Raw genomic sequence first — 23,930 nt, 5'->3', positions numbered from 1 at the left:
AATGGCTTTGCCTTGGTTCATTGTCTGCACGATTATATTATTACTGCTTATCTCCGCAGTGTACCAACGAAATGCGCTAAAGGGGGTTAGTTATTCCCGCTATTTCTCAACGAAAGCCGCTTACGAAGGTGAAGTCATTGAAATGGTCGAAGAAATCGTCAATGCGAAGCTCCTTCCTCTACCTTGGCTGCGGCTGGAATCTAGTATTGCCCGCGGGTTGGAATTTGGAAGACAGGAGAATCTGGGGATTAGCACCGGTGAAATTTATCAGAATCATATCAGCTTATTTTATCTCCGAGCTTACCGTCATATTAAACGGCGCCATCTCGTGAACTGTCAGCGGCGCGGGCTATACCATCTGGAATCGGTCACCATGACCACCGGTGATCTCTTTGGGTTAACCCGTAATACTAAAACCTTCCCATTGCAGCTCGAACTGTTAGTCTACCCAGTGCTCCTGGATTTAGAGGAGCTGCCTTTGCCCATTCATAGCTGGTTAGGTGAGCTACCCGTGAAAAGATGGATCGTAGAGGACCCATTCCTGACCGCGGGTATCCGCGAGTACAGTTCAGGGGACTCGATGGGATTGGTGAACTGGAAAGCCACGGCCCGTTCGGGCAGCATGCAGGTGCACAAGAAAGATTACACAGCCGATTCACGGCTGGTGATCTGCCTGAATGTAGAGATTAGCGATTCCATGTGGAGAACTGTAACAGATATAGAACGAATCGAGCTGGGCATTCGATATGTGGCAACGATAGCTGAATATGCACTGCAGCATGGAATTGAGACAGGCTTCATCAGTAATGGAAGACTCGATGATGGGGGGGCTAGAGAGCCGATTCAAGCAGAGCCGATGTCTCAGCTTGAGGATATTCTGGTGCTTCTGGCCAAGCTGAATCTGGACAGAACTCTGCCTATGAACAGGCTGCTAGAGCTGCAGGCGGAATCGGGAATCCGAGACACTGATTTTCTAATCATTAGTTGTCATCAGGGAGTAGAGCTGCAGATGGCCGCCGGACAGCTGAGTCAGCTGGGAAATGGCGTGGAATGGCTGAATATTCCAGAGCAGGGGAGAGATAGCGCATGAAGCTACCAGAGACAAATGATCTACGACTATCCTTTAAGCTCTGGTTATTCTGTTTAATAGAGCTGCTGTTATATATGCCGTTTTTGGTTCTGTTTCGGGTATATTTACTTCCTGAGCAGGCTGGTCTGCCATGGCTCTATGTACTGCCACTTTTATCTTTGGTTGGTGTATTTCTGCGCTATTACTGTAATCTTAAGTGGAAGCAGCTGGTAGTTGCGCTGGGGCTGGGACTTGTTCTTGGAGCTCTTGCTAGCGGTATTTCCATTGCAGGAATTCCGCTGATAGTCGCTGGTTTCATCTGTACCTACCAAGGGATGACTGCTGATTCACGCCCTGACCGTTTCAAAATCTATTGGGCGGGTGTTGTTGTCTATTTTATCGCTACAATTGTCTTCCATAGAATTCCAGACTTGCAGGCCAGCAGTACGTTATTAAACTGGAGTGGCAGTCTATGTCTTGTCCTGGCCTTATTTATGTCGAATAGTAATTACTTGCGCTACAGCTCCTTCTCTGGAGAATCCACACGATTGCCCAAAGGACTGCTGCGGCATAACCGACTATTTGTAATTTGCGTAGTAATTGCTGCTGTTGTACTGGCTGCTGGCGCTGGAAAATTCATGGGTCTGCTGCTCTGGAATACCGCTCGTATGATCTTAGGGTGGATCAGTAGTTTGTTTGCTGGCTCTGAAACACCACCACCCGAACAAAATGCCCCAGCTCCGATTGCTCCAGAGCTACCGCTAGTTGCAGCCAACGAACCAGGCTTATTGGCGGCTATTCTTAATATCTCCTTTTATATCTTGGGAATACTAATATTTGGAGCTTTAGCCTACTTTGCCCTCCGCTATCTGTACAGAAATACGAGCGGGATCTGGCGAAGAGCGATAGATCGCTTGCTGTCAATGCTGCGTAAGGAACGAAATCCGACGGTGAATGATGCTTTTCTTGATGAAGAGAAGAATATATTCACCTGGGAGAAGACGGTGCAAGGCCTTAAGGATTATTGGAGTACCAAGCTTAATCTGGGCGGCCGCCAGGATCGTTGGGAGCAGATGAAGAGTAATCGCGAGCGCGTCCGATGGTTATATCGACACTGGCTGGGCTCAAAGAGCGAAAGTGGTTATGAAGTGAAGCGCTATCTCACTCCAATGGAGACTAGAACAGATATCCTGGAGTGGTCTGACCTCAAGAACCGTACGCATAAAGGAGAGAAAGATTCAGTAACAACGCAGGATAATTTGCTTAAGCTGTATGAGAAAGTCAGATACGGTGAAGAGGAGCCTTCGGAAGCTGATGTGACAGCTTTGAAAAAGGAATTGAAGTTGTAGAGGGAAGGTAGTGGCGCTAAAAATGGTCCAATATTTGCGGGGAGAAATAGCTAAGTTGGCTAATGTGAATATTGAAACACTAAGATATTACGAGAAGCACGGGCTTCTTCCTGCACCTTCACGATCTGCATCCGGTTATCGCTTGTACACAGAGGATGTACTGAAACGGCTGACTTTTATTCAGAATGCGAAAAGCTGTGGCTTTACACTCAAGGAAATCAAAAAGGCACTCATACAATCAGCAGACGGTAGTATCAATATTACTGATTTTATGGCCGTCATTGACAGAAAGATCATTAGTATTGATCTGGAAATCGCTAAAAGGGAACAGACCAAACATAGGCTGACTGAGCTAAAAAGTGGTCTTCAAAAAGCGAAAAAACACTCTGGAGTACAAGAAACGTTGCAAATGCTGAACATGGAATAGTCCCTTGACTCTGTACCTTACTACAGGTTTTAGAATGAGGCTATAAACCTTTAGGAGGAATAACCATGATGAGAACAGATGTGGTGAAACTTGAAGCAATTAAAGCTTATTTGCAGCAAACTAGCAATAATAAGGGTAAACCCATCGATCAAATTCGGAGGGATATGGACGTTGCAGCCTCCAAACTGCCGAAACTCTCAAATGTTAAGACGGAAGGTGTAGTTATCGGGAAGCTTCGCGGAGAGTGGGTCAGAGCCAAGGAGCCTGTTCCGTTGGAAAGCCGCAACAAAGCCATTCTTTATTTTCACGGTGGAGGTTTCGTTTCCGGCACCTGTGTGTTCTATCGTGATCTGGCTGCGAGAATCTCGTTGGCTTGCGGAGTACGTGTGTTGACGCTGGAATATCGGCTTGCACCAGAGCACCTGTATCCAGCTGCTAATGAAGATTGCTTAAGTGCGTACTACTGGTTATTAGCAAACGGATTTTCTGCAGCAGATATTGTAATCGGTGGAGATTCTGTGGGAGCTAGTCTAGCTTTAATGACGCTGATTTCACTGCGCGATGTAGGAGTGAAACTTCCAGCTGGTGTGTTCCTTCTTTCACCGCATACCGATCTTGTTCATTTGGATGGTGAATCCTACATGAGTCGAGCTGAACTTGATCCTATGGGAAGTCTGCAGATGAATCTAAGAATTCTAGAGGATTACGTTGGCAATGGCTCAGGGGATCAACCTGTGCTCTTATCACCGTTGCGGATGGATTTGAAAGGATTACCCGGGATGTACATTCAGGTGGGGGATCATGAAGTGCTATTAAGCGATGCCGTAAGATTGGCTGAGATTGCGAGGGATACAGGGATCGATGTCACACTGGAAGTTTGGGAGAACATGTGGAGTGTATTTCAATTCATGGCAGGCCTGCTGCCCGAAGCGCAACAAGCCATCATGAATATTGGTGATTATGTAAGGAATGCATTGAAATTACCAAAAATAGCGCAATATCATTAACGAAATGATTCCAGTAACTACGGTCCCAAGTAGGCTGCGTGTTTTGATGGCCACCCAAAAAGTGGGTAGAGCAGCGAAAAGCTCCAGATTATTTGAGGGAAACGTAAACTCTCCATTCTGCACGAACAGCTCTTGAGCAATCAAAGCAGACATGACAGCAATCGGAACAAAATTTAGCCAGCGCATCCCCCATGAGGGGATGGTAATTCGGCTCAGCAGCATGAGTGGTAGAACCCGTGGAATAAAGGTTACCAAGGCTGCACCGATAATAATGAAGAAGATATCCGCTCTTATGCTCATAGAATCAAAAACTCCTTATTTTCCTATCATTAACGAAGTTGTTGTGAAATTTCTTGCATCCTCTAAATCAGATACTCGAACAGAGCCGATCGACTTTGGAGGTATGATTTTATAAGTGAGTGCACATAATTCTCCTGGATGCATACTGGGGAAGGCTAGTAAGTGAAACGCTTCTGTATACATCACACTTAGTAGTGTTAAAGAGTAGATGAGTATTTAATGGGAGAATGTGTAACCTTCGAATACTTTTAGCCCTTCAACATTTAATACTTTTTCTATTACGACCGGTTTATGCGGACTTTTTTCGATAACTTCTTTACATGAAATCATTATATTACTGCCTGCAATTTCTGCTAGTTGATCATGTGACACACTATAGACTATTTTTCCTAAGTTAGACCATACCATAGCTCCTGTACACATTACGCAAGGTTCACAGCTGGTATACAAAGTATATTCATTAAGATCAAAAATGTTGTTTTCAGAGCAAAAAGTACGTATGAGTCCAATTTCAGCATGGTGTGTAGGATCACAATTACTATTTATTTTATTTTCTCCATACATTACAATTTCGTTGTTTTTTACCAAAATAGCACCGAATGGTTCATTCCCCTCTTCTCTGGCCTTTAAAGCCAATCTAATAGCTACTTCAATAAATTGTTCATCTTTTTTCATCATAAATAGCACCTCCTATATAAATCTACTATAACAGAAAAGTATCCATTTTAAATATTATCGTTTTAAGAGGAGTAGGAGTATTCCTTTGAAAATGGCAGCAAAAGCAAACTGATAGCTATGCTTTTAGAGGATAATGGCAATGAAAGTGAGCTTGTGCGCACGGATTACCCATAGGTAATTTCACCTCCTTTATATAGGTCTAAAGTTCGGCACCAAAAGAGGAAAATCCTTCCTTTATGACGAATGTTGAACTATACGAAGATATTAGCGGAGGGGATTCAGTTGGCAAGAAGAAAGAGTAAGGTGAAGCAGGAAGAGGAATTTATTCAAGGTGTCATGAGTCTTGCGGCATTAGGCTCGCTTGGGGTAACTTATATATTAACAAAGTCGCTCCAGGCATCAATCATTGTGTGTGTTCTCGTTGTTGCTGTTGTAATTGCTATCTTGATTTCTCGAAAGATGAAGCATGAGGAGCGTCTGAAGAAGTCAGGTATCTCTGATATCGATAAAATGGAGGGCATCCAGTTTGAACAGTATCTAGGGTATCTATTCCGAGGTCAGGGTTATAAGACTGAAGTCACGAAGGCGGCAGGTGATTATGGCGCGGATCTGATCCTTCAGAAGGATGGGAAGAAGATCGTTGTTCAAGCCAAACGATACAGTAAGAATGTCGGAATCAAGGCCGTACAGGAGGCACAGGCATCGATTGCGCATTATGGTGCTGTTGAAGCTTGGGTCGTATCGAATAGTGATTATACGACAGCTGCTTATGAACTGGCGAAGTCCAATCGGGTGAAGCTCATTAATCGTGAGACATTGATTGAAATGATCCTTGCCATGAATCCAGGCTCAGCACCAACGCCCAAAGCTGTTATCGCAGAAGTGCCTGTGGATGAAATGACTTGCCCGAAGTGTGGTAACAAGCTCGTCCTTCGCAATAGTGCTAGAGGTCAGTTTTATGGATGTAGCAGCTTTCCGAAATGCCGACATATTAAGCCTGTAAAAGTCAGCTGATATATCCTAAGGAATATTTGTGAACCTATGAATTGCGGAGGGGGATTTTTGAAAGTTCTAAAAAATATTTTTAAATTTATTTTGATTTCAGTTGTTGTCTCAAAAATGTATGGTTATCTTCAGGATGCGAAGCAGAAAAATGAGCCATTTGTTTTTAATAAAGCTATGGGTTATAGCATTTGTATAGGCGCTGCAAAAAGTCTCACGGTAGAACCAGAGAAAGCAATTTTTCCAGGTGCTGATAGTGAAACTGTCCAAGCAATTGGTGATGACCAATTTCGAATGATTGTTAATTTTAAATTGGAAGGAAGAGCATCTAGTGCAAATGCACATTGCGATAGAGTAGCGCATTTGCTGCGGACGCTTAGTGGACGCCATTCTTTTCTTTTAGGTTGAAGGGATTTATTTCCTTCTGTAGAAATTAAGTGGCAGGAGGTGTATATGGATATTCTTAGCGATACATTCAAAAAAACAATGAACGCGATTTCAACGGCGATAATTGAGACATCACTGCTCTACATCGCTTTACCGCTGATCATTGCGGCGGTTATTCTAAGGGTTGTTTTTAGGCTGAAAGGCCAATCTTTCAAAATCGTATATGGCATTGTCGCAATAATTTGTGCTTATTTCTTTATTTATAAAGGAATTCCGCATTATGCAGATGTGTATAACAGTAAACTCGCACAATAATACATAACCTGAAGTCGCTCATTATTGGGCGGCTTTTTTCTATTTTTTTAGTTTGCAATCGTATCAGAACACTGTAAATGATACTTACCCAATGTATTATAAGTACTGCTTATTAAGCGGTGGGACTCCCCCAAAGTTGTAAACAAAGATGAATACCTCTACCGACACAGAAGCCGCTGGAGCTCCTGTCCATCCCGATTCGAAACAGTAGCCACCATCAAGGGGATATTATTGCTGATTTCTTGGCAATATCAGATTTTGATTGAAAATAGCCATGATTTTGATAGTATCAGTGACTCTTTTCCTCTAAACTAATATCAAAGTGATATTTATTGAGATGGATGGTGAATAGATAATAATGGATAAAAAATCATTGGAAATTTATAAGGCATTTATTGATGATCTTGTTGAGAGAAATCCGAGTATATACTCCCGATGGATTATGGGTGATAGTTGGCCTAAAACGGAGGATGACCAGTTGGTAAACAAGGTGCTCGGTGAATTATCACAGGAGCAGAAAATGGTTTTTGCTCAGATTGCTCAATCCTCTCGAGAGGATGGCATTCATGATGTACTCGTTTATTTAACGGATCAGGTAAACTTGGAAGGTCTAGAGATCGTAAAAGAAGGGGTCAAAATGGCAGTGGAGCCTTTTGATTCTGGGATGCATTACGATTGGGTGTGTCGAAGAGAAGGCGACCAATGGCCAGATTCAGAATAGTCTTAATCATATTATGTTATTTTTTTTAATATTAAGAAAAAGTAACTGTTCTGCTAATGAAGATTAATGAACAACACCACATAATTGGCGAAGTGCATCCGTGACTATTAAATGGAGCTTTAAATAACACTTGATAATGATGTCAAATGCCGATCAGTTGATATCCGCGCTTATTTCCATTTATCAATCACCATTCCAAACGATGCGGCGACAACCGTAGCAGCAATAACACCTACACTAGGAGACCACAATATAGATACGCTAACAGCTACCAGCACAGCTATTAGCGCGACTACGATATCAACAGCGATTTTGCTTCTGCTCAGCAATGTAAGTACCAGCAGACCAATGAACATTGCCGGCAGTGCGAAATCAAGACCTAACGACTCTGGATTCGAAATCCACTGTCCTAAAAGTGCTCCAGCTATATTGGCTATGAACCAGTTGAGATAAGCGGTGATATTCAAACCGTGCATCCATCGTTCACTGATCTTGTGCTTCTTGGCGCTCTCATTGATCGCCACCCCGAAGGTTTCATCGGTGAGTAGTGAACCGATCAGCATATTGCGCAGGGGAGTCAAATGACGAAAATAAGGTGACAAAGCTGCACTGAGCAGCAGATGCCGCAGATTCACAAATAGAATAGTAATTATAATGCTCGTAGCAGTACTTCCGGCAGCAATCATCCCGGCCGCTATAAACTGGGCGGAGCCAGCATATAGTATGATAGACATCATCGCAATTTCTGCTACGGAAAGTCCCGCAGTTTTCTCGACAACACCAGCCGCAAAGCCGATGCTTAAATATCCCAGCAAAGTAGGAAGGCAATCTTTGACTCCCTGCATAAAGCTAGCTTCAGTTTCTGGGGCCGCGAGTGACTCTAATGGAGCGGTCTGTAGCTTCACTTGTGTATCACCTCATTAGTATATAAAATTTAATAGGCTATGTATGTATGACTGTAAACTACCGAAGTAATTTTCACTATAAAAGCAATTTAGATATCTGTCAATTCACAGCGGTTTGGACTGTTATGATGAGCAAAGAAGCCCTCGTCGTCATAGACAAGGGCTTCTTTGCTCTGCTTTATATATCAATACAACACTAACACTCCGAAACCTTCTAGCGTATGAGTTCCCGATATCAGCTGGTCAGTCAACAAATCTCTTTTTTCTTCTTTAAGCAGGATAGTCGCAGGTTCTTCACTGTAGTTAAGCAAGAAAGTATAACTGGCGGAATCGCTCTCACGGATTTGCAGCTCTACGTCCGCAGGTAGCTCAAGCCATTCTGCCGCAGGAGACTGCAGTCCCAAGTAGTTGATGATTTGAACGGCCGCGTCCTCGTTGAATACAGCCCCATAATACCAAACTTCGCCTTTGCCACGTTGGTTCCGCGTCACGGCCGGTTTGCCAGCATAATAATCACTGGCATAGCTGCCCATGACCTCAACGGAGTCTTCTATTACTTGCAGAATTTCATTAAAAGAATCTGCTCCCGTAAGCAATTCCGGTTTATCTGCCCAGCTTATGAAGGTAGGAAGGCGTGTTCCCTTCACCATTGTAAATTCCTCCACTGTAATACCGCAGAGTGACTGGGCTGCTCCTGGAAAAGGACGCATATAGCATTGGCCGCGTTTATCCTTGTAACCCGTTCTGCAACCAAAGATCAGCTTGCCGCCTTGCTGGACATAGGCATCCAATAAAGCGGCTGTCTCGTCAGCTAGGATAGCTGGATGCGGATAGATTAATACTTCGTAACGTGCAAGTTCCTCAAGTGTAGTCTTGCTGCGTAAATAGAGTACGTCATTCGGAATATGTCTGTGCTGCAGCGCCTTGAACCATTCCTTGTTACTCTGCCACATGAACGGGCCGTGCCATACATCGTATTCTCCGTCCCACTCGTTATCATAATCACGGACAATCGCTACCTTAGCTTGGGTAACTGTTCCGACAATTGCTGGACCTGATGCTGCTAGCTCTTGGCCGATCTGTGCCGCTTCGCGCACTCTACGGTTAGGCTGGTTATGGTAATCATTAATTCCGTGCCAATAGATTTCGTTCCCCATCGTAGCCGTTCGCCAGCGGAAATAGAGCACCATATCAGCACCGTGTGCGATAGATTGATAGGTCCATAAACGCATCTGGCCCGGTTTTGGTGATGGCATATCCATCCGGTTCACCCAACCTCCCGGACCGGATTGCTGTTCCATAATACAGAAATTAGGGGAGATTGAGCGTACCGCCGACAATGAGAGGCCCCAGCCGCGATCCCGAAGTGGATTCACTTCAGCTGCATCATAGTAAATACTGGAGAATTGCGGATACGAATCATAGCTGAAGAAATCCAGCAACTGATCGTTCAGCTCATGGCTATCGAGATGCCCGAATAAACCATTCGTAGTCACCCATTGCTGGGGGGCTTTGGCGCGGAGGATATCCGCTTGTATTTTGGCAAAAGCTATGGTGTTGTCGGAAATAAAACGCTTCTCGTCCAAGGCCTGATGCGGATTGGGCTGTTTGGGTGAAGGTGTTGGCCGTGGCAAATAGACCTGTGACCAGTCACTATAGCTCTGATTCCAGAATACGGCACCCCAGGCTTCGTTCAGCTTATCCAGTGACTTATATTTATGTTGCAGCCATTTTCTGAAGGCATTGTGATCACTCTCTGAGTAGAATTCACTGATTTCACAGTTAAGCTCGTTATCGATCTGCCAGCCGACCACACCCAAATGACTGCCATAATGATCTGCCAACTGACCCGCAATCGCTGCACAGAGCTCGTGGTATTTGGGACTGCTGTAGTTATAATGGCGGCGCATACCATGCTGCAGGGTTACACCTTCATAGGTCACATTCAGCACTTCAGGATACTTCTCCGTAAGCCAAGCGGGTGGAGTAGCCGTCGGCGTTCCCAGCACAACCTTAAGCCCATAACTATGTGCCAGATCGATGGCACGGTCAAACAAGCCAAACTGAAAATTGCCCTCTTCAGGTTCAAAAATAGACCAGGCGAACTCGCCCATACGAATGATTGTAAAGCCCATTTCTACCATGCGGCGGTAATCATCCGCCCACAGGCTTTCAGGCCAATGCTCCGGGTAATAACAGACACCAAGCTCGAATTGTTCCTTAGCGACAGGTTTCTTCATAGTAACCTCCAAAGTATTAAAAATATGCTTTATTTCCTATACTCATCTATTGTAGTATCAGTAGTATATAATTATATATAACATAATATTGCTAATATAGTATTATCTTGCGTGCTTGCTTCACTACAGAATCGGGAGCTGTTTTAGGATGAGAATTCAATGGTATTTGCCGACACCGGCGTTCACCAAATACGTATGTTATCCAGAAATGCTGGGACACTATACAGATTTTCCGCAGCATGCGGAGAGAAGGGGTGAAGGGTTCTTAGGCAGTTATAACCTCCATTTGGTGTTTGGCGGGGAGGGTTATGTATTTCATGAAGGAGAACGGATACCGATGAGGAGCGGGAGCGGATTTCTTTTTCCGAGAGGGGCTCACCAGCAGTATGGCTCTGATCTCAGCCAGCCTTGGGATGTGCGGTGGGTCCACTTTGGAACGGAGCTACCCTTACCTTTGCTAGAGGAGGCAGATGGGACACGCGGATATTTCTTCACCTTTGATCTGGGGAGCGGTCTGGAGTCTTTATTCGATGAAATGTATCAGCTAAGCGCTTCCTATGAGACTCGGGGTGAACCTCGGCTATCTGCGCTGTTATATGAAATATTGGTAAATTTATTACAAAATTCCGAGCCGCTTCACGGTTCAGTTCCTCTGGAGGTCAGACATTCGATCCGCAGTGCAGCAGATATCATTCACGGAGAGTGCAGCAAGCCTTGGACACTGGAAACAATGGCTCGGCTGTCGGGCTACAGCAGCTACCACTTTCTGCGCCTGTTTCGGGTAGTTATGGGCAAAACGCCGAACCGTTATTTAACAGATTGTCGGTTAGCCAAGGCTAAACTTCTGCTTGTTTCTACAGAGCTGTCCGTTGCCCAAGTCGCTACTCAGGCTGGCTTCACCCAAGCGAGCTATTTTATAAAGGTATTTAAGCAAAATGAAGGGCTACCGCCTAAGCAGTACCGGATGGCGTTCGGTTCTTAAGAAAGTTCGGTGTTTATGTGGACGCTCCGAGAACGGACCGTTGCTCCAATCGCTGACGCTTTTCCGCAATCAGTCTGTTCTCTCCGCTGTTTTCAGCGTGACCGAAGAATCCAGTGTTTAAATAGTGACTTATACTCTTAGAAAGACGTATTCCCCGAAGATCCAAACATGGACCACTGAAAAACAGCACAATCTGTGCTGTTTTTTTGCTGGAAATGGAACAAATAGGTTACAAGCGCTTGGTAAGAGTTACAACATGGATACAAATTATTCCGCGTCTGCCACTATAATAATTCTAGTAAATACACTTGGGGGAAATGAATGAGAAAGTATAGAAATACATATATTGCTTTGCTGGCAGGCACCTTTGTTATCAGTCAGTTGCCCGGTTATACGGCTGCAGCTGCAACCGCATCCGGCAAGGCCTACCCTGCAATAGCTGCTGCTACAGTAGCCACCACTGCTAATTTGGGTACCATTCAACTGGGTGGAGGGATCACTGCAGCACTTGAGGACGTCCAGATCTGGGCGCAAGCGGGCGGGAACATACTGACATATACGCTGAAATATTCTAATGCAAGCTCTAGTAATGCGAACCTGATTCATTATTTTTCAAGAGTAGTTACGCCGGGCGGCTCGGTTATCCCTGGCAATCCGATTAGTGTGGATGCGCTCAAGAAGAAGGTGGAGTCCAGGGAAAATCTACGTGTAACGTATTATGTCAATGTAGGTACAACCAATGTATTAACGGGTCTCAAGATTCCCATGTACGTCTGGGATGCCAAAACCAAGGGATATTTGAAGCAGGTGGGTACTTTTACGCTGCCCGCCAACTATTCTCCTACTATTGCAAGTGGCACAAATGTATTAACCACAATGAATGACAACCCGGTAACCGCTCGTACAGAGTCACTCCAACTCTATAAATATAACGGAAAAGTATATGCCAAAGTTGGAATCAGTCTGACCAATAGAGGCAATAAGGTATTAAGTGATCCGGGATATTCTAGCTATCTGGTATCTGCGGGAGGAACTTCATTTGAACTGGCACTGGATAGTTCTCAGAACGGTTATAAGATTCAGCCGCAGGAGAAGAAGATTGTTTATTATTTGACGGAAATTCCGTCTTACCTGAAAACCGATAACATGAAGCTGCAATTTACGCAAAAGGATGAGCCACTCAAGCTGGAGCTTCCCAAGTCTTCATTCAAGCTGCCGGCGGCAACTGTACCGAATCTGGTTGTGGGTAACGGTGTTGTCAAAAAAATTGTAATCAATAACAATACCATCGAAACCCAGCTGGCTGACGCCAAGGTTTATGCAGAGAATGAAACAGGGAATTGGTCTTTCCAGCTCCGGTTGAAAAATACAGGGAATAAGGCCGTCACTTTGCCTGTCTATGAACTTGCTGTCAAATCTTCGAAAGGGACTACTTTCCCGATTAATGCCAAGTCGTTAAGTGGTATGACCCTGAAGCCTCTGGAACAAAAGGTTATTCAGCTTACCGCTGAGGTTCCACTGACCGTTGAGCAAAATACTTTGCAGTTGCAAATGATCGAGGCAGGAAGTTCAGTCAGCACAACAACGCCAGTGGAAGCTGGGACTCCGGGGACTCCAGAAGCCGCCATCAAGCTTACCTTTCCCGTGGCCTATTTCACTATTCCATATACCCTTAAATCCGATACGTTAAAAGGAATGGAGTACTATGCCACTACCCCATATGGTTCCTTCTCCTACAACATTCAGTCGCTGCAGCGCCTTCCTTGGAAGGAAGATGATATCATAATTGCCAAGCTGAACCTTACCAACACCCAGTCCGTGACGCTTACCCTGCCGGAATTAAAAGCAGCCTTAAAGCTGGATACCGACGATTTAACGTCTACGACACAGCTGTTTATGGATAAGGAAGCAACAGTACTCGCTCCTGGGAAAACAGCCGAAATGTATCTTTTTGCTAAAATTCCATATACACAAGACTTTAGCAGTTTAAAAGTTAATCTCTATTCAACAGTGAACGAAGAGAATGTTCCATTCCTGACATTAAGTACAAATAACACATTGAATTCTGTAGACACCATTGAACGTGGAGGAAGCTATGCCATTACCGGTAAAGGCAAGCAGGCCAAGGTCCATGAGAACAAGACCACTGTTTACGAAGGGTTTAGCTCCAAAATCGTGTATACGGAGCTGCTCATGAGCAGCGAAGAGAAAAGACAAAGTAAAATGGCACGCTTGCAAGCCTACTTCAGAACAGCAGATGGTCAGTTTTATGAAGCGTTGTCTAATCAAATGGATACATCAGCTTCGCCAGGAGGTACTGAATTAATCTCCTTCTGGGCTAAGCTGCCTAAGTCCGTAAGCCTTACAGACGTTGCTCTTTATCTAGGTCCAGGGATTACCGGGAATAAGCTAAGTGAACCCGGACAAGAGGCTTCAGGATTTATCAACATTGCTGCCTTGGCGCTGAATCCACAGGCCATTAAACCAGCCATTAATTTATCGAAAATCGCCCTATATCCCTACAACTTATCTGTTATAAGCTCAGATGGCAGACTTACTGAAGGCAGCGATACCATAAGTTTGGTTCTGAATTATAACCTGCTTAGAGACAGCAGCTACGACATGGGAGCCTTTGGACATAAGCTGATTCTTAAGTTTACAGACCCTTTCGGCCAGTCGCAGGAAAGAGCCTTAGTTCTAGGTACGGATCTGACTGAAGGCAGTAATAACCGCTTCACCATGGCATTCAGCAGCAATCTGTACAAGAACCTGCATGGCGGGACCTACAGAGTAACGCTTTATGATGAGTTTCAGGGGGAACGGATGGAGCTGGCTAACCAGCCCTACACAATAACCTATGAGATGCTTCCGGTAATCGAGAAATAGGACTTCATTTATATCAAAGTACAAGAAGGAGCAGCACCTATGTTGCGAGTCGAAAATGTAACGCATGCTTTTAAGAATGGCAATGAAGTCACTCCGGTCCTTCATAATATTAACTTTACCGTTAAGCAAGGGGAGATGGTCGCTCTACTCGGCAGCTCTGGTTCTGGTAAATCAACCTTGCTGAATCTGATGGCTGGCCTTATGAAGCCAAGTGATGGCCATATCTACATTGCCGATCAGGATATCGTGAAGATGAGCGAGAACAAGCTCTCGGAGTTCCGGAGAAGGCATATTGGCTTTATTTTTCAGGCCTATGAGCTGATCGCCAGTCTGACTGTTCGCGAGAATGTCGAACTGCCACTGGTCTTTCAATCTGTTTCTCCATCCGTCCGCAAGCAGAAGGCGTTAGCCTTGCTAGAGAGTGTAGGGATTCCTGATAAAGCTGATTTATTCCCATCCATGTTATCTGGAGGACAGCAGCAGCGCGTAAGTATTGCCCGTTCACTGATTACAGAGCCATCTGTGATCTTCGCGGATGAGCCTACTGGGAATTTGGATTCCAAGACCGAAGAAGAAATTATTAGCATTTTACTGCATTTGAACAAGACGATGAAGACCACATTTATTGTGGTTACACATGAGACTGATGTGGCCGAGCAGATGCAGCGTATCTTCGCCTTGCGAGACGGTTTTCTGGTAACGGAACAGCATGCTTCTGCCGAAGTGGAACCTGAACCCGCAGGAGGGGAAACGTCTTGAGAATCAGTGATATTTCACGAATGGCTTGGGATCAGGTCAAACGGCGAAAGGTGGTTACCGCTCTTTGTATGGCTGGCATCTCTATTGGCTGCGCCGCGATCATCGTGGCTCTGAGCCTTGGTGAATCTGCGCAAAGCTATGTTACCAAAGAAGTGAATCGGAATTTCAAAATGGACGAAATAACGGTTACACCTAACGGAGGCATTCCGTCACAAGGCGGGGAGTCCGCAGCTTCCGGGTCAAGTAAACCAGATCCGGGAAGGCTGACCCGCCAGAAGCTGGAGATTATACAGGGATTGAAGCATGTGACCGCAGCGGCACCTTTTCAACAATTGGGTTACATCCAGATGTACACCATCGACAACAAAATAGCTGATGTGCAGGCTATTGGGACGGATCTGAATCTGCTCACTAAATATGACAAGACCTTTAAGCAGGGTGGACCCTCCGACTTACCAGGAATGGCTGTCCTGAATTATGGAGCCACGATAGGCTTAATTGACGCTGAGACCCGGCAGAATCTATATGATCAGCTAGGAACCGATCCGTACAACACCAAAATTATGGAGCAGTATAACAGCTTAAGTCTACTGCCTTCAGAGATGTATCGGCAGCAAATCCAGCTGCAGTCACAGGATTTCACCTCACAAACAGGCGGAACCAAGACCAGCTCGGCACTGCGGGTGAATGGAATACTGGGCAATCCACCCGGAACAAGTGACGAAAGAGCATCTTTTGAGAAAACAGTCTATGTGTCCCTGGAAACGGCTGAACGGCTCACAGAAGAATTGAATTTGAACACTGGAACCAGTGGAGAAGCGGGTGTCTATAACTCTGTCATTGTGAAGGTAGATAGCGTTGATAATATAGCGCAGGTTGAACAGCTGATTCAGAAGCTTACCTTATCGACCAGCACGAATCTGTTTCAACAGGAGCAGCTTAAGCAGACCTTCGATATGATCAAAATGGCAGCGCTCGGCGCAGGGGTATTCATTCTGATTATTGCTTCGATTTCCATTATCGTGGCCATGACGATGTCAACGCATCAACGCCGGCGACAGATAGGAATTATGAAGGTGCTTGGCGCCAACATGGGGCAAATCCGTAACATGTTCATTACAGAGGCGGCGTTGCTCGGCATGCTGGGTGGTATGCTGGGCATCCTGTTTTCTTACCTGATCGTAATGGGCATTAACAGGCTTATCGGTACAGCTGGAGGAGGAGAAGCGGGCCTTGTCATTTACATTCCGCTAATGACCATTCCAATTGGTCTTGCTTTTGCCATCATGACAGGTGTGTTGTCAGGAATTTATCCGGCGATCAGCGCCTCCAGAACAGATGCGCTAACAGCCATAAAGCGAGATTAGGAACTTTAAGTTGAAAGGATGCAGAATGGATGAAGAGCAAAATAAGGAAGATTATAAAGTGGGTTATCATCGCAGGAATCGTGATAGTTGCCGGTTACCTGCTCTATTCCAAAATGTACAAACCCGAGGGGGAAGTGGCGTCCATTGAGCCGCCGCAGGTCATTTCTTTTCAAGTGACGCAAGAGCCTATTGCCAATTCTGTTCAGGTAAAAGGGAAATCGCAATATGAACAAGAGACGCTGGTCTATGCCCCGTTTGCCTCAAAGGTAACCGAATGGAAAGTGGAGAACGGAGGGCAGGTGAAGAAAGGGGACGTGCTGTTCACTCTGGATCAAACTACGTTAAAGAACGAAATCTTAACGACAGAGGCCACCATTCGCAAGGCGCAGCTGGAAGCGGAGTTAAATGATTTTGTCGCTCAGCAGGATGATGAGACAGCAGTCCTAGGCGCGACAGAGGCAGATCGTCTAAAGACACTAGCGTCACAAGAGACGGCCCGACTGAATGACGAGCTTAACCAGGTAAATGCCGACATTCAGGCACGTGAGCTTACTGACAAAAAAGCCAAGCTAAAGACAGCTGTCTATCACGCGCAGGCAACCGGTATTTTTCTATATGATGACAGCACAAGCGAACGGCCGCAGACCGTGACGGACAATCAATATATTGGTAAAATTGTGGATCTGAACAAGCTGGAATTCATCGCTCTTGTGGGCGAACAGGATATTTTCCGCATTAAAGCGGGCATGAAGGTTCAAGTGAATATGACGGCTTTGAAGGACTTAAAGCTTGCCGGCGAGGTAACTAAGGTATCCAAATTCGCCACGACAGCTGCCGGACAGAACAGCGCTTCAACCCAAGTGCCGCAATTTGAAGTAGTCATTTCTTTGCAGCCTGATGAGCATTTGATCGGCGGACTCAGTCTGAATGGTGAGATCGAGACTACACGCAAAGAAAAGGCCACCGTCGTATCCAGCATTGCTGTCATGCACGAGGGTGACCTTGCTTATTGTATGTTGGATTTGGGCAATGGCCAATATGAACGAAGAGAGATTACAATCGGTCTGGAAACCACGGAGAAGACAGAAATACTCTCGGGCTTGAAGCCAGGAGACACTGTTGTTCTTCAGTAAGGGCAAGTTCTATTTCACAATATAAGAAATTATATGTTTCACGCAATAATTTATCCTTATATTTCTCGAAGAAACGGGTGCCGTCCATATAAAGGACGGCGAAGCCGTTTCATCTTGCAACACTCTTGCGCCAAGCTTTAATATCACTATTTAGTTTGGTGATTTCCGGTACAGGAACGGGATTGTCACTTAAGTTATATTTATGCTTTAAGGCTAAAATCCGGTGGACGCTCTCATCGATCCGTGATTCTGTAATCTCACCTTTCTTCACGCTTTGTTGCAGTGCTTTAAGGACGATCTGCTCATTATCATATTCATGTGCGATGAGCAGAATGTCGCTGCCTGCTTGAACGGTATCGACTGCTGCATTGCCCAGATTAAAGTGTTTGGTGATTGCCCCCATGGTCAGATCGTCCGTAATCACGACACCCTTGAAGCCCATATCTCCACGGAGTTGCTTCCCGATAATAACGTCAGATAATGAAGCTGGTTTGTTCAGATCGAGCTTAGGGAACAAAATATGAGCAACCATTACGGCGTCCGCATCTGCTTTAATGGCTGCTTGAAAAGGGAGCCACTCCAGCTTGGCTAGTTGGGCCGCAGTTTTGTTCACCACAGGCAGTTCAAGATGGGAATCGACAGAAGTGTCGCCATGTCCAGGGAAATGCTTTACAACTGGCACAATGCCTTCGCTCTCAATGCCCTGCATTTCGGCAATCCCCAGCTTGATGACCTTGCTGGCCGAGCTTCCGAACGAGCGGTCCCCGATGACGGGATTGTCAGGATTGCTGTTAATGTCTAACACGGGAGCAAAGTTCATATTAAAGCCTGCGGAGCGGATCTCTCTGGCGAGCAGTGTGCCCATTGTCTTGGCAGCAGCGGTATTATTGGACGCCCCAACAACACCGTTTGAGGGAATCTTGGCAAATTCGGCGGGCATCCGGCTGACTTTTCCACCTTCCTGATCGACACTCATAAAGAGTGGCACCGGATTTGTGGAATTACTTTTTTTCAAGGAATTCACCAGACTGACCATACCCTTAAGATCCTTAATATTGGCAGCATAGAGGATGATTCCACCAACTTTGTCTTGGGTGATCATCTTCTTTGCGTTGGCATCCAGGACTGTACCGTCAATGCCTACAAGGAGCATTTGTCCGAGCTTTTCTTCCAGAGTCATCCCGGCTATTGTTTGTGCTAGCGAATCACCCTTTTGGGTGGGAATGGGTGTAGCAACACTAGTTGGCGACTCAGTTGCTGGGGGTGTGGGTGATGAAGCATCCGTTTGCACCGGCGTAGCCTCCATAGTAGCAGTTGGAGCTGCCGTTGTGACAGCTTGCACATTCGTGCCACTACATCCACTTATGAGTAGTGAACATAGTAGAACTGAAGCTATATTGAGTGAATTAGAATGAGATTTCTTTATTTTTCGGGGGCTTAATCCTATCACTGGAATTTATCATCCTTTCATCTTCATACTAACTTATTGGGTATGCGAGATAGATCAATATATCTTGTCCAGCAGTAAAGTCTACCATACCACTATACCTGCTGCTGACAGATTGACAAGCGGCATTAAGCAAGTTAAGACTAGAATGATCGTTCTAGCTTGAATTTAATTTAATCCGCCTACTTTGGAGGGATATGATGTTTCAGAACTATAATAAAGTTCAACGGGCTGTCCTGGAGACCACGCTGCGGAGCATTAATCAGAAGGAATTGCAGGCTACCTCGATGTCTTTAACGGTGAGTTTGTCGTCCAAGGCTTGTCTAGGGGAACTAGTGTTCAAGAATGTTTCCGGTTGGCTTGGAGGAATATCTTTCAGCTCTGAATATGAGGCTTACGAAGGGGGATGGGCATACCCTTAGAGAAGCTATATGCTGCAGGAATACAGCAGGGCTTAATTATCAACCTAAAGCCAAAGCAAGACACTTCGTCGAAGTGATCTGAATCGGCGGTGTTATTGTATTAGAGAGGGGCTTGCTGCCTAACTGTCACGATGTTAAGATGAAACGGAACAGCTACATAATACTAAATTTGAAGGATGAGGTGACGGTCTAATGAAGGATGAATTAGTGAAAACACTAAATGATCAGATGAACTTTGAATTCTATTCCGCTCATGTTTACCTGGCAATGGCTGCGTATTGTTCAGGTGAAAGCTTGGATGGGTTCGCGAATTTCTTTCTCGTGCAGGCAGAAGAAGAACGGTTTCACGCCATGAAAATATTCAAATTCCTCAATGATCGCGATAATCGTGCTACGCTCGCAGCATTGCCGGAGCCGAAGAATGAGTATTCTTCTATGCTGGATGCCTTTGAAACAGCCTTTGCCCATGAACAGCAAAATACAGGGAAATTCTATCACTTGGCAGATTTGGCGCTTGATGCACGTGAGCATGCGACTATCTACTTCCTGAAATGGTTCATTGATGAACAAGTCGAAGAAGAAGCCCTCTTCAGCAACATCATTCAAAAGCTTAAGCGTATCGAAAAAGATAGCAATGCCTTCTACATGCTGGATGCCGAGTTCGCCGCACGTTCATTTACACCACCTGCGGAATAAAATTACGGTTGGAAATAAAGCTCTTTCAAAGGGGGGTGTCCCAAAATCCATGCAAATGGCTTTGGGACACCTCCCTTCTTTTGACCAATTCGTAGGTAGATGTTCGGAGAATCGCATTAAGGACGGCGAAGCCGTTTCTTCTTCAAGGGGAGGTATTTATGATGGACAACCAGACGAATCCTAACGATTTAATTAATACGATATATCTTGGCGATAGAGCCTGTAAAAGTATACTTATTGATGGTTGGAATGAGTTGGTTAAAATTCAAGTCGACTCAATTTCAAGGGTTAGAGGCGAAACTTGGAATTATTACTTAGACGAAGATATTGAAAATGGATTTATTGTGTTTTCTGGTATTCAATCTATACAATTTGAGCCAAGCGGATTTATTCTAAACGACAGTATAAATTATTTGAAAGTGGAGCAAACGGATATTGAGGATCATTTTTTATTTCTGTTTTCCGCATATTCTGCAAACGAAAATAATGATTATCAAGAAGTTGTGATCAAATTTATAGCACGGGAAATTTATTTGGAAGACCCGTTACATCCAAATGTAAAAATAACAAAATAATTAGATGCACCCTAGATTTTATATATTTTAGGGTTTTATGGAAGCGGGCAGCTTGATCCCCAGCAGTTTCCCACCCGTCTGGACGATCAGCATAGCTCCTGTTTTGAGCGAAGGTCCAAACTCGCGGGAACCCGTATTGACTGTGAAGATAGGTTTCAGAGATAACATGTCATAGGCATGGAATAAACCATCCGACTGTCCTGTATAAACTACACTGCCGAAGATATCGGTCTGTACGGTGGGATTCTCACCCTGATTAAAGCGGACTATTTGTCCATTCGCCCCATTGGCTAGCTTGATGGCCCATATTGCACCTGTAGCATAATCTTTATAAAACATCCGGTTCTGAAGTACTTTATTCAACGGAAAGTCCTCTTTATTGAGGGTCTGTTGCCACTCTTGAACGGGTTTTCCTTCCTCCGTATAATTCCAAAAATCATATTTAGCCAGCATTTTCCCCTGAAATACATAGAAGTTATTTCCGTCCAGAAATGCTGATCCATAAGCACCTCCTGATATGAACCCCCCATCACTCTCAGTATCAGTCCATTTATATTGACGTTCACCCTTTAATTCCCCACTCTTCAGGTTGAATACAGAAACTTTAATTTTGCGGTTGACCGGATCATCCTCAAACATCTCTGTAGCCGTGATTGAATACAGGAGACCGTTCTTTATGGCAAGCGGCATGTCTTGACGATATTTCTCCCATAGCTTCTTGCCTGTCTTAGCATCATAAGCTACTATCTCCCCAAGGGAGATGACTCCTTCTGAGATATAATTCCTGATGAGTACTCCTTCAGTTTCCATGACATCGGTTAATCCTATGTAAATATTGCTATTTTCGGAAATTTTCCATTTGATCTTGCCAGTGGCAGCATCAACCGCTGCTAACTGTTCAGCTTGTGTAACATAAAGAGTGGACCCGATATGCTCTATGCTGTCGGCATGGGGATAGGACAAAGCAGTGGACCAGATCTGTTTCCCTGCCTCGGAAATAGCATATAGTGAACCGCTTCTGGTCATCCCGTACACATAGCCGTTGCTGTAAGTGAAAAGAGGAGCCAAGGTGGTTCCGAATTCCCACAGTTTTTTGCCTGAAGAAGCATTTAAAGCTGCAAGCTTATTGCTTTTTTGCAATACAAAGACTTTGCCATTCTCTGCGAGGGCAGTGACTTGCCGTCCAGTTGGACCATTATCCAGTATAGCAACAGGTGAGGACCACGCAGGTTTTAGTACTGGAGCTACGACCTTACTATAATTAGAATAACCCGTACTTAATTCAGCTTTTTCTGCAAAAGCCATAGATGCAACTCCATCGCCAGTTAGAGGTAGGAGGATAGTGATAGTTGTCAGGATGGCGGTAATCTTTTGGAATATAGAGATATTCATTAGAGCAGTCTCCTTTTGGAAAGCTAGTTGTAATAATGAAGCTTGAATTTCAGATCTCTTATTAGACTCTAAAAATAGGAAAAAGTTTCTATATAAAGGAATACAATGGAATTTAAAAGGAGTAAATAGACGGCAGAGTTGGTCAAGGGCAAACTATGTTACATACTACAACACAATTCCCGTCCTGCAACTCTATTTGGCAGGGGTAACTATTACGCCGTACAGCAACACTGTTTCTCTAGACCCACCCGACATCCTACGTGTAGTATGGAACAATACTATTCTTTGGAGGGTCTTTTCTTTGGAAAACTACAATGACATCAAGCAAGGCGAAAAAGGTGCATGGCTTAGTATAGCAGCCTATATAGTGTTATCTGCTATCAAACTATTTATTGGAACCATTTCAGGATCACAGGCGCTGCTTGCAGACGGACTGAATAATAGCACCGATATTATTGCTTCAATAGCCGTACTAGTGGGTCTCAAAATATCCAGAAGACCTCCCGACTCCAACCATAGTTATGGACATTTCCGTGCAGAAACAGTTGCGGCGTTAATCGCCTCTTTTATTATGATGGCTGTAGGTCTTCAAGTGCTGTTTCAGGGAGTGAATACATTTATTCAGCCTGTACATGAAACTCCTGATCTCCTTGCGGCTTGGACCGCTGCTGGTGGCGCCCTCGTTATGATGGCTGTATATGGGTACAATATTAAACTAGCTCGCGCTATCAAGAGTAATGCTATGAAGGCAGTAGCGCTGGATAACCGTTCCGATGCACTAGTAAGTGTGGGGGCATTAATCGGGATCATTGGTTCCCAGTTCGGTATTCCTTGGTTAGATCCGCTAACCGCAACACTTGTCGGTCTAATGATCTGTAAGACGGCCTGGGATATTTTTCGCAAAGCATCACATGATTTAACAGATGGGTTTGACGCCACAGAGCTTGAACTGATGAAGGCAACCGTGGCTGATATTAAGGGTGTGCAATCGATTAAAGATATTAAAGCCCGCATCCATGGGAACAATGTGCTTGTGGATACAACGGTGCTGGTAGATGCACAACTGAATGTAGTTCAGAGCCATGACATTACGGAAGAAATTGAAGAGCAATTGAAAGAGCGGCATCAGGTTTCCAATGTTCTTGTACATATCGAACCCAATTAAGGAATTGGAATAATACTTGACCGATCGTTCCCAAATGATTATATTAGTAACTATAGATCAGGAAAGGAGAACTACAACTTGGCCAGACCTCGGGAATTCGACGAAGAACAAGTATTGGATAAAGCGATGGAGTTATTCTGGACTAAAGGATTCGAGCGAACCTCGATCCAAGATCTGTGCCAGTACACAGGAGTCCATAGAGGCAGTATGTACGATACATTCGGGGATAAGAATGAGCTGTTTCTGGCTAGTCTGGACCGTTTTCGCCACCTTTCCAAAGAAAGATTATTTCTTGTGCTGGAGCAGCCCGGAGATCCTAAGGAGCAACTCATAACTTTTTTTGAAAATATTATCGACGGTGCTCTAGACACGGGGAAGCAACGGAGAGGCTGCTTTATTGCCAATACGGCTATGGATTTAGCGGCATTTGACGTCAAGGTTGCCAGCCGTGTCGAAGCGAATTTGCAAGATATGGAGAATATGTTTTACACTTTTCTGCAGCGGGCACAACAAGAAGGAAAGCTGAAAAGTAATTATAACCTGCGTGAGCTGTCCAGATTTTTGGTGGGGATCAAGCAGGGCATGCATGTCATGTCCAAGACAGCCACTGATCGGACAACCTTGCAGGACATTTATAAGATCGCTATGTCATTCTTCATGTAAATTTTTTTGTTTAATTAAAGAATGAACATTCTTAAACTAATGG

24 protein-coding genes are annotated in these 23,930 nt (G+C 44.7%); 18 read left to right on the top strand and 6 right to left on the bottom strand.

Annotation, left to right across the window (positions count from 1 at the left end; all coding sequences use genetic code 11):
- The first annotated feature begins 1 nt into the window (after position 1).
- The 4 genes from H1230_RS18340 to H1230_RS18325 all read left to right on the top strand — a co-directional run bounded on the left by H1230_RS18340 (position 2) and on the right by H1230_RS18325 (position 3,852).
- Positions 2-1,090, top strand: a complete 1,089-nt coding sequence (locus H1230_RS18340; protein WP_239711361.1) for a DUF58 domain-containing protein — start codon at positions 2-4, stop codon at positions 1,088-1,090.
- Positions 1,087-2,418, top strand: a complete 1,332-nt coding sequence (locus H1230_RS18335; RefSeq protein ID WP_239711360.1) for a hypothetical protein — start codon at positions 1,087-1,089, stop codon at positions 2,416-2,418. The genes H1230_RS18340 and H1230_RS18335 overlap by 4 nt, the downstream gene beginning before the upstream one ends.
- Before the next feature lie 22 nt (positions 2,419-2,440).
- Positions 2,441-2,845, top strand: a complete 405-nt coding sequence (locus tag H1230_RS18330; protein WP_275591257.1) for a MerR family transcriptional regulator — start codon at positions 2,441-2,443, stop codon at positions 2,843-2,845.
- 65 nt (positions 2,846-2,910) lie between these two features.
- Positions 2,911-3,852 carry an alpha/beta hydrolase gene (locus tag H1230_RS18325; RefSeq protein WP_239711359.1) on the top strand — a complete coding sequence of 314 codons (942 nt, stop codon included), beginning with the start codon at positions 2,911-2,913 and terminating at the stop codon, positions 3,850-3,852.
- Here H1230_RS18325 and H1230_RS18320 read toward each other — a convergent pair.
- Positions 3,826-4,152: an AzlD domain-containing protein gene (locus tag H1230_RS18320; RefSeq protein ID WP_239711358.1), complete on the bottom strand. Its 327-nt coding sequence runs from the start codon at positions 4,150-4,152 to the stop codon at positions 3,826-3,828. The genes H1230_RS18325 and H1230_RS18320 overlap by 27 nt on opposite strands.
- 216 nt (positions 4,153-4,368) lie before the next feature.
- Positions 4,369-4,830 carry a nucleoside deaminase gene (locus H1230_RS18315; RefSeq protein ID WP_239711357.1) on the bottom strand — a complete coding sequence of 154 codons (462 nt, stop codon included), beginning with the start codon at positions 4,828-4,830 and terminating at the stop codon, positions 4,369-4,371.
- A 282-nt stretch (positions 4,831-5,112) separates the two neighbouring features.
- Between H1230_RS18315 and H1230_RS18310 the strand changes: the two genes are divergently transcribed.
- The 4 genes from H1230_RS18310 to H1230_RS18295 all read left to right on the top strand — a co-directional run bounded on the left by H1230_RS18310 (position 5,113) and on the right by H1230_RS18295 (position 7,255).
- Positions 5,113-5,844: a restriction endonuclease gene (locus H1230_RS18310; protein WP_239711356.1), complete on the top strand. Its 732-nt coding sequence runs from the start codon at positions 5,113-5,115 to the stop codon at positions 5,842-5,844.
- Between the two features lie 48 nt (positions 5,845-5,892).
- A complete protein-coding gene (locus H1230_RS18305) occupies positions 5,893-6,240 on the top strand; it encodes a hypothetical protein (RefSeq protein WP_239711355.1) in 348 nt (115 codons plus the stop codon).
- A gap of 45 nt (positions 6,241-6,285) precedes the next feature.
- Positions 6,286-6,534: a hypothetical protein gene (locus H1230_RS18300; protein WP_239711354.1), complete on the top strand. Its 249-nt coding sequence runs from the start codon at positions 6,286-6,288 to the stop codon at positions 6,532-6,534.
- 358 nt (positions 6,535-6,892) lie between these two features.
- Entirely contained in the window at positions 6,893-7,255 is a 363-nt protein-coding gene (locus H1230_RS18295) for a DUF6547 family protein (protein WP_239711353.1), read from the top strand.
- A gap of 170 nt (positions 7,256-7,425) precedes the next feature.
- Here H1230_RS18295 and H1230_RS18290 read toward each other — a convergent pair whose 3' ends face one another.
- Together H1230_RS18290 and H1230_RS18285 are read right to left on the bottom strand one after the other, a co-directional pair.
- A complete protein-coding gene (locus H1230_RS18290) occupies positions 7,426-8,100 on the bottom strand; it encodes an AzlC family ABC transporter permease (protein ID WP_239717399.1) in 675 nt (224 codons plus the stop codon).
- 245 nt (positions 8,101-8,345) lie between these two features.
- Entirely contained in the window at positions 8,346-10,400 is a 2,055-nt protein-coding gene (locus tag H1230_RS18285) for a beta-galactosidase (RefSeq protein ID WP_239711352.1), read from the bottom strand.
- A gap of 148 nt (positions 10,401-10,548) precedes the next feature.
- On the opposite strand from H1230_RS18285, the gene H1230_RS18280 reads away from it, so the two are divergent.
- The 5 genes from H1230_RS18280 (at position 10,549) to H1230_RS18260 (ending at position 17,527) form a co-directional block, all read left to right on the top strand.
- On the top strand, positions 10,549-11,382 hold the full coding sequence (locus H1230_RS18280) for a helix-turn-helix transcriptional regulator (protein ID WP_239711351.1): 834 nt from the start codon (positions 10,549-10,551) through the stop codon (positions 11,380-11,382).
- A 321-nt stretch (positions 11,383-11,703) separates the two neighbouring features.
- The gene (locus H1230_RS18275; RefSeq protein WP_239711350.1) at positions 11,704-14,268 is read left to right on the top strand and encodes a hypothetical protein; all 2,565 of its coding nucleotides are present in this window, start codon (positions 11,704-11,706) and stop codon (positions 14,266-14,268) included.
- Positions 14,269-14,307: 39 nt separating this feature from the next.
- A complete protein-coding gene (locus H1230_RS18270; protein WP_239711349.1) occupies positions 14,308-15,027 on the top strand; it encodes an ABC transporter ATP-binding protein in 720 nt (239 codons plus the stop codon).
- Positions 15,024-16,394, top strand: coding sequence for an ABC transporter permease (locus tag H1230_RS18265; protein WP_239711348.1), 1,371 nt, complete (start codon positions 15,024-15,026; stop codon positions 16,392-16,394). The genes H1230_RS18270 and H1230_RS18265 overlap by 4 nt, the downstream gene beginning before the upstream one ends.
- A gap of 29 nt (positions 16,395-16,423) precedes the next feature.
- Positions 16,424-17,527, top strand: coding sequence for an efflux RND transporter periplasmic adaptor subunit (locus H1230_RS18260; RefSeq protein WP_239711347.1), 1,104 nt, complete (start codon positions 16,424-16,426; stop codon positions 17,525-17,527).
- A 109-nt stretch (positions 17,528-17,636) separates the two neighbouring features.
- Here the strand turns inward: H1230_RS18260 and nagZ are convergent, their stop codons facing one another.
- On the bottom strand, positions 17,637-18,869 hold the full coding sequence (gene nagZ, locus H1230_RS18255) for a beta-N-acetylhexosaminidase (RefSeq protein ID WP_239711346.1): 1,233 nt from the start codon (positions 18,867-18,869) through the stop codon (positions 17,637-17,639).
- Positions 18,870-19,171: 302 nt separating this feature from the next.
- On the opposite strand from nagZ, the gene H1230_RS18250 reads away from it, so the two are divergent.
- The 3 genes from H1230_RS18250 (at position 19,172) to H1230_RS18240 (ending at position 20,667) form a co-directional block, all read left to right on the top strand.
- On the top strand, positions 19,172-19,396 hold the full coding sequence (locus H1230_RS18250) for a hypothetical protein (protein ID WP_239711345.1): 225 nt from the start codon (positions 19,172-19,174) through the stop codon (positions 19,394-19,396).
- 192 nt (positions 19,397-19,588) lie between these two features.
- A complete protein-coding gene (locus H1230_RS18245) occupies positions 19,589-20,092 on the top strand; it encodes a ferritin (protein WP_239711344.1) in 504 nt (167 codons plus the stop codon).
- A 158-nt stretch (positions 20,093-20,250) separates the two neighbouring features.
- On the top strand, positions 20,251-20,667 hold the full coding sequence (locus tag H1230_RS18240) for a DUF6258 family protein (RefSeq protein ID WP_239711343.1): 417 nt from the start codon (positions 20,251-20,253) through the stop codon (positions 20,665-20,667).
- 27 nt (positions 20,668-20,694) lie between these two features.
- Here H1230_RS18240 and H1230_RS18235 read toward each other — a convergent pair whose 3' ends face one another.
- A complete protein-coding gene (locus H1230_RS18235; protein WP_239711342.1) occupies positions 20,695-22,059 on the bottom strand; it encodes an outer membrane protein assembly factor BamB family protein in 1,365 nt (454 codons plus the stop codon).
- Between the two features lie 301 nt (positions 22,060-22,360).
- Here H1230_RS18235 and H1230_RS18230 point away from each other — a divergent pair, with 301 nt between their 5' ends.
- Together H1230_RS18230 and H1230_RS18225 are read left to right on the top strand one after the other, a co-directional pair.
- Positions 22,361-23,224 carry a cation diffusion facilitator family transporter gene (locus H1230_RS18230; RefSeq protein ID WP_239711341.1) on the top strand — a complete coding sequence of 288 codons (864 nt, stop codon included), beginning with the start codon at positions 22,361-22,363 and terminating at the stop codon, positions 23,222-23,224.
- A 78-nt stretch (positions 23,225-23,302) separates the two neighbouring features.
- Positions 23,303-23,887 (top strand): TetR/AcrR family transcriptional regulator, encoded by a 585-nt coding sequence (locus H1230_RS18225; RefSeq protein WP_239711340.1) that lies wholly within the window; start codon positions 23,303-23,305, stop codon positions 23,885-23,887.
- Positions 23,888-23,930: the final 43 nt, after the last annotated feature.

It is taken from the genome of Paenibacillus sp. 19GGS1-52 (assembly GCF_022369515.1).
Lineage (GTDB): Bacteria > Bacillota > Bacilli > Paenibacillales > Paenibacillaceae > Paenibacillus_AQ.
The sequence above is the reverse complement of the archived record's forward strand: the minus strand, read 5'-3'. Positions and strand labels throughout refer to the sequence as shown.

Bases quoted from the DNA above. Each gene is read 5' to 3' on its own strand.
- H1230_RS18285 (WP_239711352.1), bottom strand. From the start codon at position 10,400: ATGAAGAAACCTGTCGCTAAGGAACAATTCGAGCTTGGTGTCTGTTAT.
- H1230_RS18330 (WP_275591257.1), top strand. From the start codon at position 2,441: ATGGTCCAATATTTGCGGGGAGAAATAGCTAAGTTGGCTAATGTGAAT.
- H1230_RS18315 (WP_239711357.1), bottom strand. From the start codon at position 4,830: ATGATGAAAAAAGATGAACAATTTATTGAAGTAGCTATTAGATTGGCT.
- H1230_RS18290 (WP_239717399.1), bottom strand. From the start codon at position 8,100: ATGCAGGGAGTCAAAGATTGCCTTCCTACTTTGCTGGGATATTTAAGC.
- H1230_RS18340 (WP_239711361.1), top strand. From the start codon at position 2: ATGGCTTTGCCTTGGTTCATTGTCTGCACGATTATATTATTACTGCTT.
- H1230_RS18295 (WP_239711353.1), top strand. From the start codon at position 6,893: ATGGATAAAAAATCATTGGAAATTTATAAGGCATTTATTGATGATCTT.
- H1230_RS18300 (WP_239711354.1), top strand. From the start codon at position 6,286: ATGGATATTCTTAGCGATACATTCAAAAAAACAATGAACGCGATTTCA.
- H1230_RS18260 (WP_239711347.1), top strand. From the start codon at position 16,424: ATGAAGAGCAAAATAAGGAAGATTATAAAGTGGGTTATCATCGCAGGA.
- H1230_RS18280 (WP_239711351.1), top strand. From the start codon at position 10,549: ATGAGAATTCAATGGTATTTGCCGACACCGGCGTTCACCAAATACGTA.
- H1230_RS18235 (WP_239711342.1), bottom strand. From the start codon at position 22,059: ATGAATATCTCTATATTCCAAAAGATTACCGCCATCCTGACAACTATC.
- H1230_RS18250 (WP_239711345.1), top strand. From the start codon at position 19,172: ATGATGTTTCAGAACTATAATAAAGTTCAACGGGCTGTCCTGGAGACC.
- H1230_RS18245 (WP_239711344.1), top strand. From the start codon at position 19,589: ATGAAGGATGAATTAGTGAAAACACTAAATGATCAGATGAACTTTGAA.
- H1230_RS18320 (WP_239711358.1), bottom strand. From the start codon at position 4,152: ATGAGCATAAGAGCGGATATCTTCTTCATTATTATCGGTGCAGCCTTG.
- H1230_RS18270 (WP_239711349.1), top strand. From the start codon at position 14,308: ATGTTGCGAGTCGAAAATGTAACGCATGCTTTTAAGAATGGCAATGAA.
- H1230_RS18335 (WP_239711360.1), top strand. From the start codon at position 1,087: ATGAAGCTACCAGAGACAAATGATCTACGACTATCCTTTAAGCTCTGG.
- H1230_RS18275 (WP_239711350.1), top strand. From the start codon at position 11,704: ATGAGAAAGTATAGAAATACATATATTGCTTTGCTGGCAGGCACCTTT.
- H1230_RS18325 (WP_239711359.1), top strand. From the start codon at position 2,911: ATGATGAGAACAGATGTGGTGAAACTTGAAGCAATTAAAGCTTATTTG.
- H1230_RS18240 (WP_239711343.1), top strand. From the start codon at position 20,251: ATGATGGACAACCAGACGAATCCTAACGATTTAATTAATACGATATAT.